General features: G+C 40.6%; 18 protein-coding genes. 3 read left to right on the forward strand and 15 right to left on the reverse strand.

The genetic code is table 11. The features are described from left to right. Positions 1-120: 120 nt before the first annotated feature. The 7 genes from C0J00_RS09255 to C0J00_RS09290 form a co-directional block, all read right to left on the reverse strand. The gene (locus C0J00_RS09255) at positions 121-1,059 is read right to left on the reverse strand and encodes a 3'-5' exoribonuclease YhaM family protein (protein WP_104968579.1); all 939 of its coding nucleotides are present in this window, start codon (positions 1,057-1,059) and stop codon (positions 121-123) included. Continuing rightward, complete coding sequence (rmuC, locus tag C0J00_RS09260) at positions 1,049-2,323, reverse strand: DNA recombination protein RmuC (RefSeq protein WP_104968580.1); 1,275 nt, start codon at positions 2,321-2,323, stop codon at positions 1,049-1,051. Before rmuC ends, C0J00_RS09255 begins: the two co-directional genes overlap by 11 nt. A 14-nt stretch (positions 2,324-2,337) precedes the next feature. After that, entirely contained in the window at positions 2,338-2,964 is a 627-nt protein-coding gene (locus C0J00_RS09265; protein ID WP_104968581.1) for a thiamine diphosphokinase, read from the reverse strand. Beyond that, a complete protein-coding gene (rpe, locus tag C0J00_RS09270; protein ID WP_104968582.1) occupies positions 2,957-3,619 on the reverse strand; it encodes a ribulose-phosphate 3-epimerase in 663 nt (220 codons plus the stop codon). Before rpe ends, C0J00_RS09265 begins: the two co-directional genes overlap by 8 nt. Before the next feature lie 6 nt (positions 3,620-3,625). Beyond that, entirely contained in the window at positions 3,626-4,498 is an 873-nt protein-coding gene (rsgA, locus tag C0J00_RS09275) for a ribosome small subunit-dependent GTPase A (protein WP_104968583.1), read from the reverse strand. A gap of 700 nt (positions 4,499-5,198) precedes the next feature. Continuing rightward, positions 5,199-6,032, reverse strand: a complete 834-nt coding sequence (locus C0J00_RS09285; protein WP_104968585.1) for an amino acid ABC transporter substrate-binding protein — start codon at positions 6,030-6,032, stop codon at positions 5,199-5,201. A gap of 168 nt (positions 6,033-6,200) precedes the next feature. Beyond that, complete coding sequence (locus C0J00_RS09290; protein ID WP_104968586.1) at positions 6,201-6,767, reverse strand: GNAT family N-acetyltransferase; 567 nt, start codon at positions 6,765-6,767, stop codon at positions 6,201-6,203. Between the two features lie 213 nt (positions 6,768-6,980). Between C0J00_RS09290 and C0J00_RS09295 the strand changes: the two genes are divergently transcribed. Further along, a complete protein-coding gene (locus tag C0J00_RS09295) occupies positions 6,981-7,475 on the forward strand; it encodes a VIT1/CCC1 transporter family protein (RefSeq protein WP_104968587.1) in 495 nt (164 codons plus the stop codon). A 51-nt stretch (positions 7,476-7,526) separates the two neighbouring features. Here C0J00_RS09295 and rsmA read toward each other — a convergent pair whose 3' ends face one another. The 4 genes from rsmA to C0J00_RS09315 all read right to left on the reverse strand — a co-directional run bounded on the left by rsmA (position 7,527) and on the right by C0J00_RS09315 (position 10,508). Continuing rightward, positions 7,527-8,402 (reverse strand): 16S rRNA (adenine(1518)-N(6)/adenine(1519)-N(6))-dimethyltransferase RsmA, encoded by an 876-nt coding sequence (gene rsmA / locus C0J00_RS09300; RefSeq protein WP_104968588.1) that lies wholly within the window; start codon positions 8,400-8,402, stop codon positions 7,527-7,529. Between the two features lie 11 nt (positions 8,403-8,413). Then, positions 8,414-9,010, reverse strand: coding sequence for an HD domain-containing protein (locus C0J00_RS09305; protein ID WP_104968589.1), 597 nt, complete (start codon positions 9,008-9,010; stop codon positions 8,414-8,416). Then, on the reverse strand, positions 8,997-9,566 hold the full coding sequence (gene rnmV / locus C0J00_RS09310; protein ID WP_104968590.1) for a ribonuclease M5: 570 nt from the start codon (positions 9,564-9,566) through the stop codon (positions 8,997-8,999). Before rnmV ends, C0J00_RS09305 begins: the two co-directional genes overlap by 14 nt. Before the next feature lie 168 nt (positions 9,567-9,734). Beyond that, complete coding sequence (locus C0J00_RS09315; protein WP_104968591.1) at positions 9,735-10,508, reverse strand: TatD family hydrolase; 774 nt, start codon at positions 10,506-10,508, stop codon at positions 9,735-9,737. 99 nt (positions 10,509-10,607) lie between these two features. Here C0J00_RS09315 and ruvB point away from each other — a divergent pair, with 99 nt between their 5' ends. Next, positions 10,608-11,609 (forward strand): Holliday junction branch migration DNA helicase RuvB, encoded by a 1,002-nt coding sequence (gene ruvB / locus C0J00_RS09320; RefSeq protein WP_104968592.1) that lies wholly within the window; start codon positions 10,608-10,610, stop codon positions 11,607-11,609. Positions 11,610-11,796: 187 nt separating this feature from the next. Then, complete coding sequence (locus C0J00_RS09325) at positions 11,797-13,146, forward strand: MATE family efflux transporter (protein WP_104968593.1); 1,350 nt, start codon at positions 11,797-11,799, stop codon at positions 13,144-13,146. A gap of 66 nt (positions 13,147-13,212) precedes the next feature. Here the strand turns inward: C0J00_RS09325 and rpmH are convergent, their stop codons facing one another. From rpmH to jag, 4 genes are all read right to left on the reverse strand, one after another. Then, entirely contained in the window at positions 13,213-13,347 is a 135-nt protein-coding gene (gene rpmH / locus C0J00_RS09330) for a 50S ribosomal protein L34 (protein WP_000831903.1), read from the reverse strand. A 101-nt stretch (positions 13,348-13,448) separates the two neighbouring features. Continuing rightward, positions 13,449-13,844, reverse strand: a complete 396-nt coding sequence (locus tag C0J00_RS09335) for a DUF3021 domain-containing protein (RefSeq protein ID WP_104968594.1) — start codon at positions 13,842-13,844, stop codon at positions 13,449-13,451. A gap of 11 nt (positions 13,845-13,855) precedes the next feature. Next, the gene (locus tag C0J00_RS09340; protein ID WP_324761699.1) at positions 13,856-14,305 is read right to left on the reverse strand and encodes a LytTR family DNA-binding domain-containing protein; all 450 of its coding nucleotides are present in this window, start codon (positions 14,303-14,305) and stop codon (positions 13,856-13,858) included. Positions 14,306-14,450: 145 nt separating this feature from the next. Further along, the gene (gene jag / locus C0J00_RS09345) at positions 14,451-15,506 is read right to left on the reverse strand and encodes an RNA-binding cell elongation regulator Jag/EloR (RefSeq protein WP_104968595.1); all 1,056 of its coding nucleotides are present in this window, start codon (positions 15,504-15,506) and stop codon (positions 14,451-14,453) included. Positions 15,507-15,518 lie beyond the last annotated feature (12 nt).

Below are 15,518 nucleotides of genomic sequence, written 5' to 3' on the forward strand. Positions count from 1 at the left end.
AATTAATTAATTTCATATCCCTGTTTTATCACTTATACTTTAGCCATTATAGCATAAAGTAAAGAAAAAGCGAACATTATGATAAAACAATGCCCACTTTTCTATATTTTTCTTTATCATTTACAGTTTTGGTTTGTAAAATGAACGATTATCTAAGGCAAATAGGCGTGCCGTCATCTCACCTTCACCAATGCGACTAAGAGCTGTAGTCATCATCATCATTTCAGCATCAATATTGTCAATCATATGGATAATTTCAGCTTCCATGATTTTAGGACGAACAGGACTACCATATTCTAAAAGACCATGATGACTAAGAACAATATGACGGAGTACTGTTACTTCCTCTCTAGTATCATCAATGTTTAATTCTGTAATGACTTTTGTGATTTCTTCATCAATAAGAGCGATATGTCCAATCAAATTACCACGAACCGTGTACTCTGTATTGTCTGGTCCCGATAATTCGATAACCTTAGCTAAGTCATGAAGCATAATCCCTGCGAACAAAAGACTCTTATTGAGCTCAGGGTAAATATCACCGATAGCATCTGCCAAACGAACCATCGTAGCAGTATGGTAAGCTAACCCAGACTCAAAAGCATGGTGATTGGTTTTAGCAGCAGGATAAGTAAAGAACTCCTGGTGGTATTTCCGATAGAGGGCCCGCACAATGCGCTGCCAAGTAGCGTTTTCAATTTTAAAGACCATCTGTTCTAAGTATTCTTTAACATCAGCGACATTGACAGGTGGTTTTTCTTTGAAATCTGCTGGATCATTCGGTTCACCATCTCCTGGTAAGCGAAGTTTGATTTGATTCACTTGGGGCGTGTTATTATAAACTTCTCGGCGTCCTTCCATATGAACTACTTTCCCCGCTGTAAAAGTCTCAACATTGTGTGATTGAGCATCCCAAAGATTGCCAGAAATTTCTCCTGAATCATCTTGGAAAGTCATCGCAAGAAAATCTTTACCTGCTCTCGTTTTACGTAATTCTGCTTTTTTGATGAGATAAAATCCTTCAAAAAGCTCATCTTTTTTCATTTGATTAATTTTCATAGGAATCCTCGTCTTCTAAGGGGGAAATGCCCAAAAGATTAGTTGTCGCACTATCTTGGTAGGTCTCAATGGTTTCTAGAGCACGTCTAATGGAATTAGTGCGTGTGGTTAACAGACTATCGACCGTCTTACTTGCAGTTGATAATTGCTTCTGCGCTCTGACCAGCATATTACCAAATTTATCAAACTCCAGTTTGACATTACCCAAAACCTTGCTGATATCATCCGCATTTTTTTGGATATTAAGTGTTCTAAAGCCAACTGATAAAGAGTTTAAAAGTGCTGACATAGTAGATGGACCAGCAACGACAATATTTTCATCTCTCCTTAGACTATCAAAGAAGGCTGATTGGCGAACCACTTCAGCATAAAGACCTTCAGTCGGCAGAAAGAGCACACCGAAATTTGTGGTTTCAGGCGGCTTAATATATTTTTGATTGATGTCTTTTGCAAAACGTTTGATACTAGTCAGAAGAGCCTTACGGTATCGTTCAACCTCTTCCCTATCACCACTCTCGTAGGCATCTTCCAGTCTATAATAATCCTCTAAAGGAAATTTAGAGTCGATTGGGAGATAAACGTAGTCACCCTGACTAGCCCCAGGCATCTTGATGGCGTATTCAACGCGTTCAGATGAACCAGGAACCGTTGCATATTCTCGTTCGTATTGACTCTCTGTCAAAATATCTTCGATGATCTGACCCAATTGAAGCTCTCCAAGAATACCACGTGTTTTGGTATTAGAAAGAACTTTATTAAGTGTCCCAACATCTTGTGCGACTGTTTTCATCTCACCAAGACCCTGATTAACAGACTCAAGTTGCTTAGACACACTATCAAACGACGCCTGTAAACGAGTTTGCAAGGTTTTTTCCAACTTTTCTTCAACCGTCAAACGCATCTGCTCCAAACGTTTTTCGTTAGACTCTTGCATCGTTTTAACAGCATCTGTCAGTTGTTGATTAATTATTTCCAAGCGTTGATCAGAGCGGTCTCGACTATCTGACAAATTTTGATGTAAAACATCTCGGATATCAGTCAACTGTTGGTAAATATCTGTCTGTAGGCGATTTACATCTTGACTAATTGCCAAGCGTTGATCATTGGTTGAACTGGTTAACTGATAAGATACTTGTTCAGAGAGATTGTCAGCATGTTCCTCTAATTGGTCTTTGAGACTAGCTTCTATATTGATCAGCTTGCGGTATAAAAAGAAAGTTAGCCCGAGGCTAGCAATCAAAAACAATATCATAAGCGTCTGCATCGTGGCTCCTTTCTTCAATCCTTGCTCTCTATAACGATGACATATCCCGATGGAACCGTTAGGCTAATAGGTTTTCCAACAGCTTCATTGCTAGAGTATATTTTTTTCTTAAAATAATTCGCCGCAGTGAGTTCATACTTAGCACCCAAGATAGTGAGCTCCGTTTCTTCATCTGTCATAAAAGCCAAATAGTCCATCTCTGGATGAGCTCTAAAAGTATGCTCCCCAGCTGGAAAATAAGAAATAACATTAGTCTCATTAGCCAAATGAATCTGACTCATAAACGGTTGAAGCTCAGGGTCACTCGGAAGAAAAACATTGGATAGAAAATGGTCAATACGGCCACCAAAGGCTCCAAATATCGTTGCCTGCGCTAGCGGATAAGCTTTAAATAGCAGTTTCAAGGCTAACTCCGTATCCGTATCATCTTTTTCTGTGGGCGACTGGTGAATAATCGCACCAGACGATTTAAGTTTTGCTAGTTCGTCTGAAGAAATAGAATCAAAGTCACCTACAGCCCAATCCAGTGCGAAGCCATTTTCCAAAAGTCTCAAAGCACCACGATCAATCCCAATGTAGACATCAAAATCACCCTTCGGTGGACTGTAATCGCCACCGGCTAGAAGTGCTACTTTAGTCATTTAAGGCCACGCGCAAGGTTTCCACTTGAGACACCAAATCTTGTGCTTTGAAGAGGTAAGAACCTGCAACAAAAACATTAGCACCAGCATCCGCACAAGCTTTAATGGTCTTATTGTCAACCCCACCATCTACTTCGATATCAAAGTGCAATCCTTTTTCTTGACGCAGTTGGGCAACCTTAGTCACTTTTTCCAAACATTCTGGAATGAAGGCTTGTCCACCAAAACCTGGATTAACGGTCATAATCAAGACTTGATCGACCAAATCCAAAACAGGAATAAGATTCTCAACAGGCGTCCCTGGATTGATAACGACGCCAGCTTTCATGCCAGCAGCCTTGATTTTTTGAAGCGCACCATGAATATGTAGTGTGCTCTCCGTATGAATGGTCATGATATCCGCACCAGCCTGAGCATAGGCATCAACGAATCGTTCAGGATTAACCACCATGAGATGAACATCAAAAACTAATTTACTGTGTTTACGCATACTAGCCACAACATCAGCACCAAAACTGATGTTTGGCACAAACTGACCATCCATAATGTCAATATGAACGTACTCAGCGCTTGTTTCTTCGATGCGCTTTAGTTCAGAAGCAAAATTGGCATAATCAGCAGCTAAAATAGATGGAGCGATTTTTTGGTTTGACATGGTAGCCTACTTTCTTTTGATGACTTTTGCGTATGTTTCGCGGCGATTTTCGATTTCACTGAGGAATTGCAGGTAATTATCATAACGAGATTGCCAGATTTCACCGTTTTCAAGCGCTTCTTTAACACCACATGACGGTTCATGAGTGTGACTACAGGACCGGAATTTACAAAAATGACTAGCTTTGCGGATTTCTGGGAAGGATTCACTCAGATCTTCAACAGTTTTTACTTCATAATCTAGCGATGAAAATCCTGGCGTATCTGCGATTTTTCCACCATGGACATTGTAAAAACTGACTGCACGCGTCGTATGACGACCACGTCCCAGACTATCTGATATCTCACCCGTTTCAAGAGCCAACTCTGGAGCAATCCTATTGAGTAAGGTTGATTTTCCAACACCAGTCTGACCCATAAAGACGGTGACTTTATCGTTTAGCATAGGGAGAAGCGCCTCTTGTGTGGTCACAAAGTCATAACCAATATCTCGATATTTAGCGGCTACTGCTTCAATCTCAGATTGAGTGTCCAGTAAATCCATCTTGGAAATATAGACAACTGGTTGGATAGACTTATGCTCTAGCAAAACTAAAAAACGATCCAAAAGATTGGCATTAAAATCTGGCTCTTTAGCCGACATAATGACCACCGCTTGATCGATATTGACAATAGGAGGACGAACAAGACTGTTATGACGGTCATAAATCTTTAAAATATAACCTTCAGAATGATCCTCTGCGGAGAAATCCACAAAATCTCCTACATAGGGGGTCTGACCTTTTTTTCTAAAATTGCCTCTAGCTCTGGTTTGATAGACTTGGCCGTCACATTCTACATAGTAAAATCCTGCCAAGGCTTTGATAATTCTTCCTTGCAAATGAACTCCTTAGTAATTCAAGATATGCCTATTATACCAGAATTATCCTCAATCTTCAGCCACTAATCTCCTTTTCAAATCTCTAGGATAACAGACTTAGTATTTGATGCCCCAAAAGAGTCACAATTTGAAAACTTAAGCCACAATAGAGACAAACTAGGCATACTTTTTTGAATTTACTAATCTTGTCATAAGGAATATGACAGATAATAATAAAGGCGCCAAAAATAGTTAAAAAGCGTAGCATTTGACAAAGATAGTCTACTGCTAGCCAATGGGCAAGTGGAAGCAAGAGCAAAGCCCACAGATAGATAAATTTAAAGCGGCGTACCCACCCACCTTTTCGACTGGTTTCCGTCATCAAAGCAAAGCAAGAAATTGTAGCCGAGACTGATATCAAACATGATAATATGTGCATAATCATTCCTTATTTTTTCTTCTTACTGATTTATTCGAAAAAAATATGGAAAAGTGTCAAAAAAGATCATTTTTTTGATAATGGACCTTATCATTACACTCAGAAACTAACGAAGAGTTTTCTGAAAATAAAACGATATAAACATTAAAAAACACCTAAAGCGAAGTGCTTCAGGTGTTTGGGAGATTTTGGACCTTGCTGTAAAACTGAGATAAAGAATCTAAAAGATAATCGTTACCATTTCATTTTACTCAAGGAGACTTTTTATGTCTATTTTTAAACTTAGTTTGTTGGTACTTTCAATGCTGATTTAGCTGGAATGTAGCCTTTGCTACCAAGGTATTCTTCAGCTAAATCACCCAGCGTACCATCTGCTTGAAGTTCTTTGATGCGCTTATTCACAAATTTTTGAAGATCATCTTCACCATCAGCGAAAATAAAGTAGATGTAAGGTTTTTCTTTAGCATCAATCTCAATAGTCTTAAGATTATCTAACCCTTGTGATTCAATGATACTGTTAACTGTTGGTGCATCAAATAATTTGAAATCTGTCTTACCTTCATTAAGACCACGAAGTGTCTGTGTAATGTCTTCACTTGAGAACTTCAACTCAACGGGATTATCAGAATGCTTTTTATTAAACTCTTCCAATTGTGTTACCGTTGATGTTCCTTGAACAACTTGTGTGGTGTGACCAGCAATATCATCATAAGTCTTGATGTCACTGTCTTTTGGCACTGCCAATACTGCTGGTGTTGTCCCTGTTGGGTAAGAATAAAGGTATTTTGAAGCACGCTCTTCTGAGAATGACAAGTTATTACCACTCATTTGGTATTTTCCTGCATCAAGTCCTGTGAAGATTGAAGACCAAGCAATTTTTTTGAAACTAACTTTATATTCATCTGAATCTTTGAAGACTTCACGCGCTAATTCAACGTCAAACCCTGTTAATTCTCCATCTTTTTCATAAGAGAATGGAGCTGTTGTACCGACTGTCGCAAAGACTACTTCTTCTTTTCCAGATTTTTCTTTTGAAGCATCTGATGAACATGCTGCTAAAACAAGACCTGATACCAAAGCAAGGCCAGTTACAGCTAAAACTTTTTTCAATTTCATGTTAAAACTCCTTAAACTAATACTTTTTGATAAACTCAAAAATATTTAGATTTATTATATCACTAATTGATCTTTTCACTGAACGATTAGCTATACCAATTCATTATCGTGCGATAGGCAAAAGCTATCACAGAAAGCAAAACCCTAGCTCAATAACTAGGGAATCATCTATTTTAGAGAGTCACTGTGTAAGTTCTTAACATAGACAGCCTTATCAATCCACTCGCCGTCTTCAAACATAAACTGCTCTCGAATAACTTCGAGACGAAAGCCCAGTTTTTCAAGAAGTTGCCGTGACGGGTCATTTCCCAAGGAAACATGAGCTTCAACTCGGTGAAAATCTAAGCAAGGATACAAATGCCCAATCAAAGCAGACAATGCTTCACTAGCATAACCTTGACGCCATTCTTGATTATGAATAAAGTAGCCCAATTCACACCAGTTCATGTTAGCACGCGCCAGTGTCACGATGTCAATCATCCCAAGATGTCTACCCGATTGAGTGAATATCGCTACAATATATTGCTCATCATTATCGGCTAGTTGACGATGTCTGAGCACTAACTCTTCAAACCAAGTTTTAGTGCAAGGTATCATATCTATGTAGCCATCGTCATAGGCTGATTGTGACGGTTTACGATCACTATAAGCTTGGTACCACACCTCGTAATCATCAAATGTGAGCGGTCGAATCACCAAACGGTCCGTCTGTATATTCAGTGTCGAAAAATTCATCTAAACACCATCTTTCTATTTTGAATGGAGATTGTCCTTCATCAGCATACGGTTAATAAGATTCTTCATAGCTATCACAACCTTTCTGCTCATTTGTAAATAATTTTAACAGATTGTTCCACAACAAACAATCAAGCTATCCAACCCTTGTCTTTTACCTTGTAAAAATGAGATAATAACATCAGACAATGAGAATAGAGAAAGGATTAGGACATGACCATTACCAAATACGCTAAATCTATTACTTATGGTGGTTTAGATGGTATCATCACCACTTTTGCTGTTGTCGCTGGAGCTATCGGTGGAAAGCTTGGTGTGACAGCCATCATTATCCTTGGTTTTTCAAACCTCTTGGCAGATGGATTTTCTATGGCGGCAGGCGACTATCTCAGTTCAACGACAGAGGATGGCACTAATTCAAAACAAGCTCTAAAAAATGCCCTGATGACCTTACTTTCCTTTAATCTTTTTGGCCTCGTTCCACTACTTGCTTATCTATTCTTGATTAAAATCGCTACTTTTACAGACCAAATCACTCTGATTTTGGCTAGTGTCCTTGTTTCCCTAGCCCTTATCGCTCTCGGCTGGGTTAAGGCAACTATCACTGGTCAATCCAAGAAAGTTGAAATCCTACGAACCTTACTTGTTGGCATTATTGCAGCTGGTGTCGCCTATGGAATCGGGCAACTCTTAGGTGGACTTGTCTAGTCCCTTTATACTATCAAAAAGACCTCTGTATCAAGCAAAGGTCTCTTTTTCTTATGGTAATCCTACCTCTTTAAGGGCGTCCGCTAAACGGCCAAAGTCTGCGATGGAGAGGGCTTCTCCACGAAGATTTGGTTTTAGCTCCGCCTTTTCTAAAGCCATTTCCAACTTCACTTTGACATCTTCTGTTTTGCCAAAACGGTTGGTCAGATTGTTCCAGAGGGTCTTACGTCTATGGACAAAACTAGCTTTTGAAACGTCAAACAAGAAATCCTCGTCCTGCACTTGGACCAAAGGATTTTCCCGACGAACCATCTTAAGAATAGCCGAATCAACGTTAGGTGCTGGCACAAAGACCGTGCGAGGCACGATGAAAGCCACCTTGGCAGTCATGTAATACTGGACAGCGATAGAGAGACTACCGTAAGCTTTGGTATTTGGCTCAGCAGAAATGCGATCAGCAACCTCTTTTTGCATCATAACCACAAACTCCGTGAAAGGAATCTTGCTCTCAATCAGGTGCATGAGGATAGGGGTCGTGATGTAGTAAGGGAGGTTAGCCACCACCTTGATGGGTAGGTCGGGATTCTTAAACTTCTGAATCTCCGTCTGCAAATCAGCTTTGAGGACATCCTGATTGATGACTTGGACGTTGTCAAAATCGCGAAGCGTATCAGCCAAAATCGGCACCAGACGGTCGTCGATTTCAAAGGCCATGACCTCAGCAGCATTCTCAGCCAAAAACTCCGTCAAGGCACCGATACCAGGACCGATTTCGATGACATTAACGTTCTTGTCAATCTCCGCCGTGTCAACAATCTTCTGCAAAATATTAGTGTCGGTCAAAAAGTTCTGACCGAATGATTTCTTAAAGGTAAAACCGTGACGCTCAAGGACAGCCTTTGTCACGGAGTAGTCTGCAATTCTCATGTGTTTTCTTTCTATTTGTCTAAATACAACCCCTTATCAAGGCTCTTATCCATCATATCTAAGACCCAAGCCCATAGAGTAGGACTTTCTTTTTCAATAAATGATTTCTTAGATAAGACTTGTGTTTTGGTTAATTGATCAGAATTGTCATTTTTCTTAGTAATCAAGAGGTGATTCATCAAAGGAGCGATAGCATCAATACATCGTGCATAGCGAGCTTCTGGGGAATCCCCTTGTTCAAACTCTGTCCATAAAGTTAAATAGTGATCTCCTTGTTCTTTTGGCAACAAGAAAAAGGTTAATGTAACAGACCGTAATTCTCTTTCATAAGAAGTCGATTTTCCAACCTCATCAAAAGCTGAGGTATCTCCCGCACCAATTTCTCCGATATCATGAACAAGAAGCATGGTCATCACTTTAGTCATATCCAAAGATTCAGCAAAATACTCCTGCAAGGTCATTGCCATTAGAGCGAGTTGCCAAGAATGCTCAGCTGAATTTTCAAATCGGCCATCCAGCGTTTGGTTTTGTCGACATACGGTTTTTAACTTTTTCAATTCATTGAAAAACTCCCATTGTCTTTCAAGATTGTTTTTACGATTCTCCATATTCCCCCATCACTTGCTTAACCTCTTCCAAGGTCACTCCAAAGAGTTCTAATCGTTTGAGGAGTTGTTTTCCATTGCTATAACCAATGCGGAGCTGTTTACCTAGATATTCACGACGCTGGCGGCTATCAGCTCCCATAAGGAGGCAGAGGCGTATCAAATCTGACTTGGTAATATCAAAATTATCTTCGTCATCAAAGTGCTGGGTAACTTTGGATAGAGCCTTATCTAAGTCTTCAAAGCTAGCATGCTCAACACCAAGAGAACGGCCTTTGGTTTTGGATTTAGGTGCAGCTTCGTCACGATTGAGAAAGGCGTGACGTACCGTCGGGATAGCATCCATGATGATACGGCGAATGCGTTCCCCACTATGATCTGGGTCTGTGAAGACAATGACACCACGTAAGTCATGTAACCTTTCGATACGTTCCAAATCATCATCGGAGATAGCGGAACCTCTTGTTTCATAGGTATCAACGTCGTAGAAGCGTTGAAGGTTGGCGGTGTCGTCCTTGCCTTCGACGACCAGAACTTCTTGTATTTTGATTTTTTCCATAATTCCTTTTTTGAACTGAGGTTTAAGTGGTAGGGTCGGCAGCAGCTAGCGAGCTATCTCATGCCTAAACTCAGAGCCTTGGTCTCTGAGTTTCCCCTGACCAGTAGCGCTACTACTGGTCTTTTTACCACGGCACCTCAGTTCGAGTATGACTCGCTTCGCTCGTCTCTATTCACCTATCCTAAACAGTCGTTTAGCATTTGCTGTTGTTGCTTGTGCGACTTCTTCTACACTAATACCTCGTAATTCAGCGATTTTTTCGACCACATAGCGGGTATAGGCAGTTTTGTTTTCTTTCCCACGTTTTGGTACTGGAGCTAGGTATGGGGCATCGGTTTCGACAAGGATTTTATCCAATGGTAATTGCTGCGCTGCTTCTTGGATATCGGTTGCTTTTTTAAAGGTAACAACACCTGAAAATGAAATCATCATGCCTAAATCAACAAACTTTTGAGCCTCTTCTAGCGAACCAGAAAAAGAATGCATGATTCCTCCACGTGGACCAAGGCCGGCTTCCTTAATGACTTGGTAGGTATCCTCAAGGGCGTCCCGAGTATGAACCACAAAAGGCAAATCCAAATCTTTTGAAAGAGCTATTTGACGTTTAAAAACCTCGATTTGAACCTCTTTAGGATCCTCCATCCAGTGATAATCCAGACCAATCTCACCGAGAGCAATTACTTTGTCATGCTTGAGCACTTTTTGAAGGTAGGCTTCGACCTCATCATTATATGAACCTGCTTCAGTGGGATGCCAACCCAGTGTTAAGTAAACTTCTGGGTGCTGGTCTGCAATCTCCAAAGCTCTCTCGATGGTCTCGCGATCAAAACCAACCACATTATGCTTGGTAACGCCCACTTCACGCGCCAAGATTAATTCTTCTTCAACTGTTTCTGTAAAATTAGCCACATTTAAGTGGGTATGTGTATCAAAGATTTCCATAGAAATATTATAACATAGCTAAACGACATCAGTTTGAAATATGCTAAATCGTTTATAACTTCCTTTGCCTCTCCTCTTCTTTAATGGTAAAATAGCTTCATGACAAGAATTTTAGACAAGGATTTAATGGGTGATGAGGAGCTGGTTGAACGCACTCTCCGCCCACAATATTTTAGAGAATATATTGGACAAGACAAGGTCAAGGAACAGCTAGAGATTTTCATCAAGGCTGCTAAAATGCGTGATGAAGCCCTTGACCATGTTCTTCTTTTTGGACCTCCAGGTCTCGGTAAAACAACCATGGCTTTTGTTATCGCTAACGAACTAGGCGTCAACCTCAAGCAGACTTCTGGACCTGCTATTGAGAAAGCTGGTGATCTGGTCGCTATTCTCAACGAACTTGAACCAGGCGACGTCCTCTTCATCGATGAGATTCATCGTATGCCAATGGCTGTGGAGGAAGTCCTCTATTCTGCCATGGAGGATTTCTACATTGACATCATGATTGGAGCCGGTGAAACCAGCCGTAGTGTCCACTTGGACTTGCCGCCATTCACCCTTATCGGTGCCACTACCCGCGCTGGTATGTTGTCCAATCCTTTGCGAGCTCGTTTCGGGATAAACGGACACATGGAGTATTATGAGTTAGCTGACCTCACAGAGGTTGTTGAGCGTACTGCCGACATCTTTGAAATGGAGATAACGCACGAAGCTGCCATTGAGTTGGCTAAACGAAGTCGCGGGACCCCCCGTATCGCCAACCGACTCTTAAAACGTGTCCGTGATTTCGCCCAAATCATGGGAGACGGTATCATTGACGATAAAATCACAGACAAGGCTCTTACCATGCTGGATGTTGATCATGAAGGTCTGGATTATGTGGACCAAAAAATCCTCAAAACCATGATTGAGATGTATAACGGTGGTCCAGTTGGTTTAGGAACCCTATCCGTCAACATTGCAGAAGAACGCGAAACTGTTGAGGACATGTACGAGCCTTACCTCATTCAAAAAGGCTTCCTCATGCGTACCAGGACAGGACGTGTAGCAACCGCAAAAGCTTATGAACATTTAGGATACGAGCGTTTTGAAGAAAATTAGAAGAGCCTCATTCCAAGCTCGATTTTAGGATATTAAGATGTAAAACGAGCAAGATGCAGATCATTCTTTCTGTCTTTTGTTCGTTTTATTGACGGGTCAGAGCATCTAGCATATCATTGGGAACAACTGGTCGATTTACTCATTCCTAGACTGATTCATTTTCCGAAACACTAATTAAGGAGATTACATGCAAGATTTAACCAAAGGGAGTCCTATCAAGGTCATCCTTCTTTTTACCATTCCTCTACTAATTGGGAGCTTTTTCCAATTAGCTTATAATTTCGCTGACAGTATGATTGTGGGACAAACACTTGGAAAAGAAGCATTTGCTAGCGTAGGAGCCACTGGTAGCCTTACCTTTCTTATCCTTGGTTTTGCTCAAGGATTAACCGCAGGCTTAACCATCGTGACAGCACAAAAATTTGGCGCTAAAGACGATGACGGCATCCGACAAAGTTTCGTTCACGGTATCTTTTATTCACTGGTGACAAGTATCGTGTTGACGGCGCTAGCTCTGATCTTTCTTCGACCTAGCCTTGAACTGATGCAAACTCCTGACAATCTCATTGATCATGCCCAACGTTTCTTGACTGCTATTTATGGGGGTATGATTTTCACCATTTTCTTCAACTACCTCTCAAACGTTTTGAGGAGTCTGGGAAATTCAAAAACACCTTTGATTGCCTTAATTATCGCCAGTATTATCAACGTCATTTTAGACTTCGTCTTTATCCTCAACTTCCATATGGGCGTCTTTGGTGCTGGATTGGCTACTATTATTGCGCAAGCTTTTTCTGTAGTATATCTTGCTATTTATATTTACCGAAAAGTTCCCTATTTTCATATGCATTTGTCGGATTGGCGCTTAAATCACGAGAACCTCAAAAAACACGCGCAATTAGGATTCCCTATGGGATTTCAATCTAGTATCATTGCTATTGGTGCTATTATCCTCCAAATCAGTTTGAATCAACTGGGAACGGATGCCATTGCAGCCCAAGCTATCGCTAGTAAAACCGATCAGTTAGCCATGTTACCAATGATTAACTTAGGGCTAGCCATGTCAACATTTACTGCCCAAAACTATGGAGCTAAAGAATACAAGCGTATTTTACAAGGACTTTACCGCACCATTTTTATTGCGATTTTATGGGCTATCTTCTTTGCAACGATTCTTATTTTCTTTAACCGTTTCTTCAGTGGGCTCTTCCTTTCAGATGGTAGTCAAGCCGTTTACAATCTTGCTTTATCTTACTATGTGATTAACGGTGTTCTATATTGGATTCTTTCCATTCTCTTTGTGACGCGAAGCTTCATTCAGGGACTAGGAAAAGGTTTAGTACCAACTCTAGCAGGGATTATGGAACTCGTCATGCGTGCAGGTATTGCGACTGTCGGCTCTATCTACTTTGGTTTTAGCGGTATCGCTGCCTCCAATCCTGCAGCATGGATTGGAGCCCTTCTTGTTCTGCTACCAAGTACCTTTATCATGCGCAAACGCCTGAAAGCACAAGCCAATGCCCCTAAGGCGATATAAGAAAGCATACAAAAAACCAGAAGTCTCGAGCACTTCTGGTTTTCTTTTATTATCACTTGTTAGCGATTAAGCTGACAAGACTTTACGCCCTTTACGACGACGGCTTGCGAGCACGCGACGTCCATTTTTTGTAGACATACGGTGACGGAATCCGTGTTTACGTTGACGACGAATTTTACTTGGTTGATAAGTACGTTTCACAATGAATACCTCCTCATAGATTTTCGTATTCGTTTAGCCGGCTATTTGTGATATCAGTTACTAAACATACCATACTAGTTTACAGAAATTAGCAATCCTTGTCAAGATTTATTTTCTTTATTCCTGAGTTTTTGGTTGATTTTAGAGACACTGTCTTTATTTTGCCAAGCAAAATATAAAACAATCAACCCATAGATAACCAGAAACTGGATAGTCCCACCTATCACATAACCAAACTCCAAAGGTAACCAAGAATTATAAAGCAACATCCCCATCACTAGTACGTAGACCGCCAATAAGTTTAAAGTATTTTTTGTGGCATCAGACCACTTAGGGTGTTCATGAATCAGTCCTGAAATCCCCATAAGGCCGCTAGCTAACCAATCAACAATTACGTTTTCCCAAGTTGGTTCAAAGCCATAAGCTAAAAGCGATACGATATATAAAAACGATCCGATACCTACACCCATCATAAAATAACGCACTATTTTTTTCATTTTCTTCTCCTCTAAATGCCTAATCGTTTTTCCAAAGCTTTTAAATAACGTCTGCTAACAGTGACTTTCAAACCACCTTTTAAAAAGGCGGTCATGTTACCAGAAAATGACGCTTCCATCCGTTCTAAATGGCTGATGTTAATCAGACTTTGCTTGGAAACTTGAATCATGTCTCTATCCCCTAGCTTTTCCTTCAACTGGTAGAGCCTTTGACGAGTCCTGACTTTTCTCGTTTTCTCGTAGATAAGCAGATAATCTCCGTCGACTTCTACAGCTGAGATATCAGCAATTTTTAAAATCAGAATATCATCACTTGTTTTTATGGTGATTAAATCCTTCCTATTAGCTTGGTAGGCTTCGATGTAGCTCACAAACTCTGCGACTTCTTGGTCATAGCTCCCATTTTGAATGATGACTGACAATTCGTCAACAGCTTGTTGCTGAAATTCCCATTTCACCATCACCACCTCATTTCTTATCTTTCTTTATGGTTTTATGATATCAAATCCTTCTTAGTTTGTGACAGGTTCTTGGATAAGTGGTTAAAAAGAACCTCTAAGTGGTCAGAAACAATAAAAAAGAAGCTAAATAAGCTAGCTTCTATGATTAATCTTCTGATAAAGTCACTACCACGTAGCGATTAGGATCATCACCCTCTGAATAAGACGATACGCCTTCGATTTGCGAAATGGTTTTATGAACCGTTTTGCGTTCACTGTTACTCATTGGATCCATATCAAATGACTCTCCTGATTTCAAAACACGGTCAGCAATTTTATGCGTAAAGTCAATTAAGGTTTCCGTGCGGTGTTCAACATAGTCATGAACATTAATGGATACGGAATAATGGCGTGAATAACGGTCATGCAAATAATTCTGCGCTAACAATTGAAGTGATTTCAACACTTTGCCGTGGTAACCAATCACACGACCAGGTTCTGTTGTCTCAATTTGTAACTTGATTCGACGTCGACTAGTCTGCGTGTCAATACTTGCTTCCACGTCCATCTCATCAATGACATTCTGAACATAGGCTGTCACCTGTCTTGCAGCTTCTTCTAATTCCGCAACCAACTCTGGTGATGACACATTATCATCAGCTGAAAATTCTTTGGCAACGAATTGATCGAAAGTCTCTTCATCAGAAACCTGTGCCGCTGTATCAGAAATTTCTTTATCAACACTTGGTTGTTCTTCAATAATCAGCAGCCCTTCAGATTCTTCTGTTACACGAACTTCTGCTTCGGAAGATACTTCTGACGGCTGGATTTCAACACTATCTGCGGACTCGCTTGGAGTGACTATCGCTTCTTCAATCACTGTTTTTGTATCGGTCACCTCTGGATCCAGAACAGTTGACTGAGAAGGCTCTGAAACTTCTTGGGAATCAGTCGATTCTGCCACTAATGCTTTGTCATCTAATTCAGCGGTCGATTTTGGACGTTCCTTGAAAATACTAGTGACACTGCTGGCTTTTTTATCAGATGCTTGAGCGTCTTCTATGCTAGAAACTTCGACTTGAGCAGGTTTTTTACCAAAACCTAAAAAGCCTTTTTTCTCCTTGGAAATGACCTTGATACGTGCTTTTAAACGAGGGATTCCGAGCTGATTCAAACCAGTCTCTATCGCTTCTTCTACGTTTTTACCTGTAAATATAGCCATTTTCTTTCTCCT

Origin of the sequence: Streptococcus pluranimalium (genome assembly GCF_002953735.1) — a bacterium.
GTDB lineage: Bacteria > Bacillota > Bacilli > Lactobacillales > Streptococcaceae > Streptococcus > Streptococcus pluranimalium.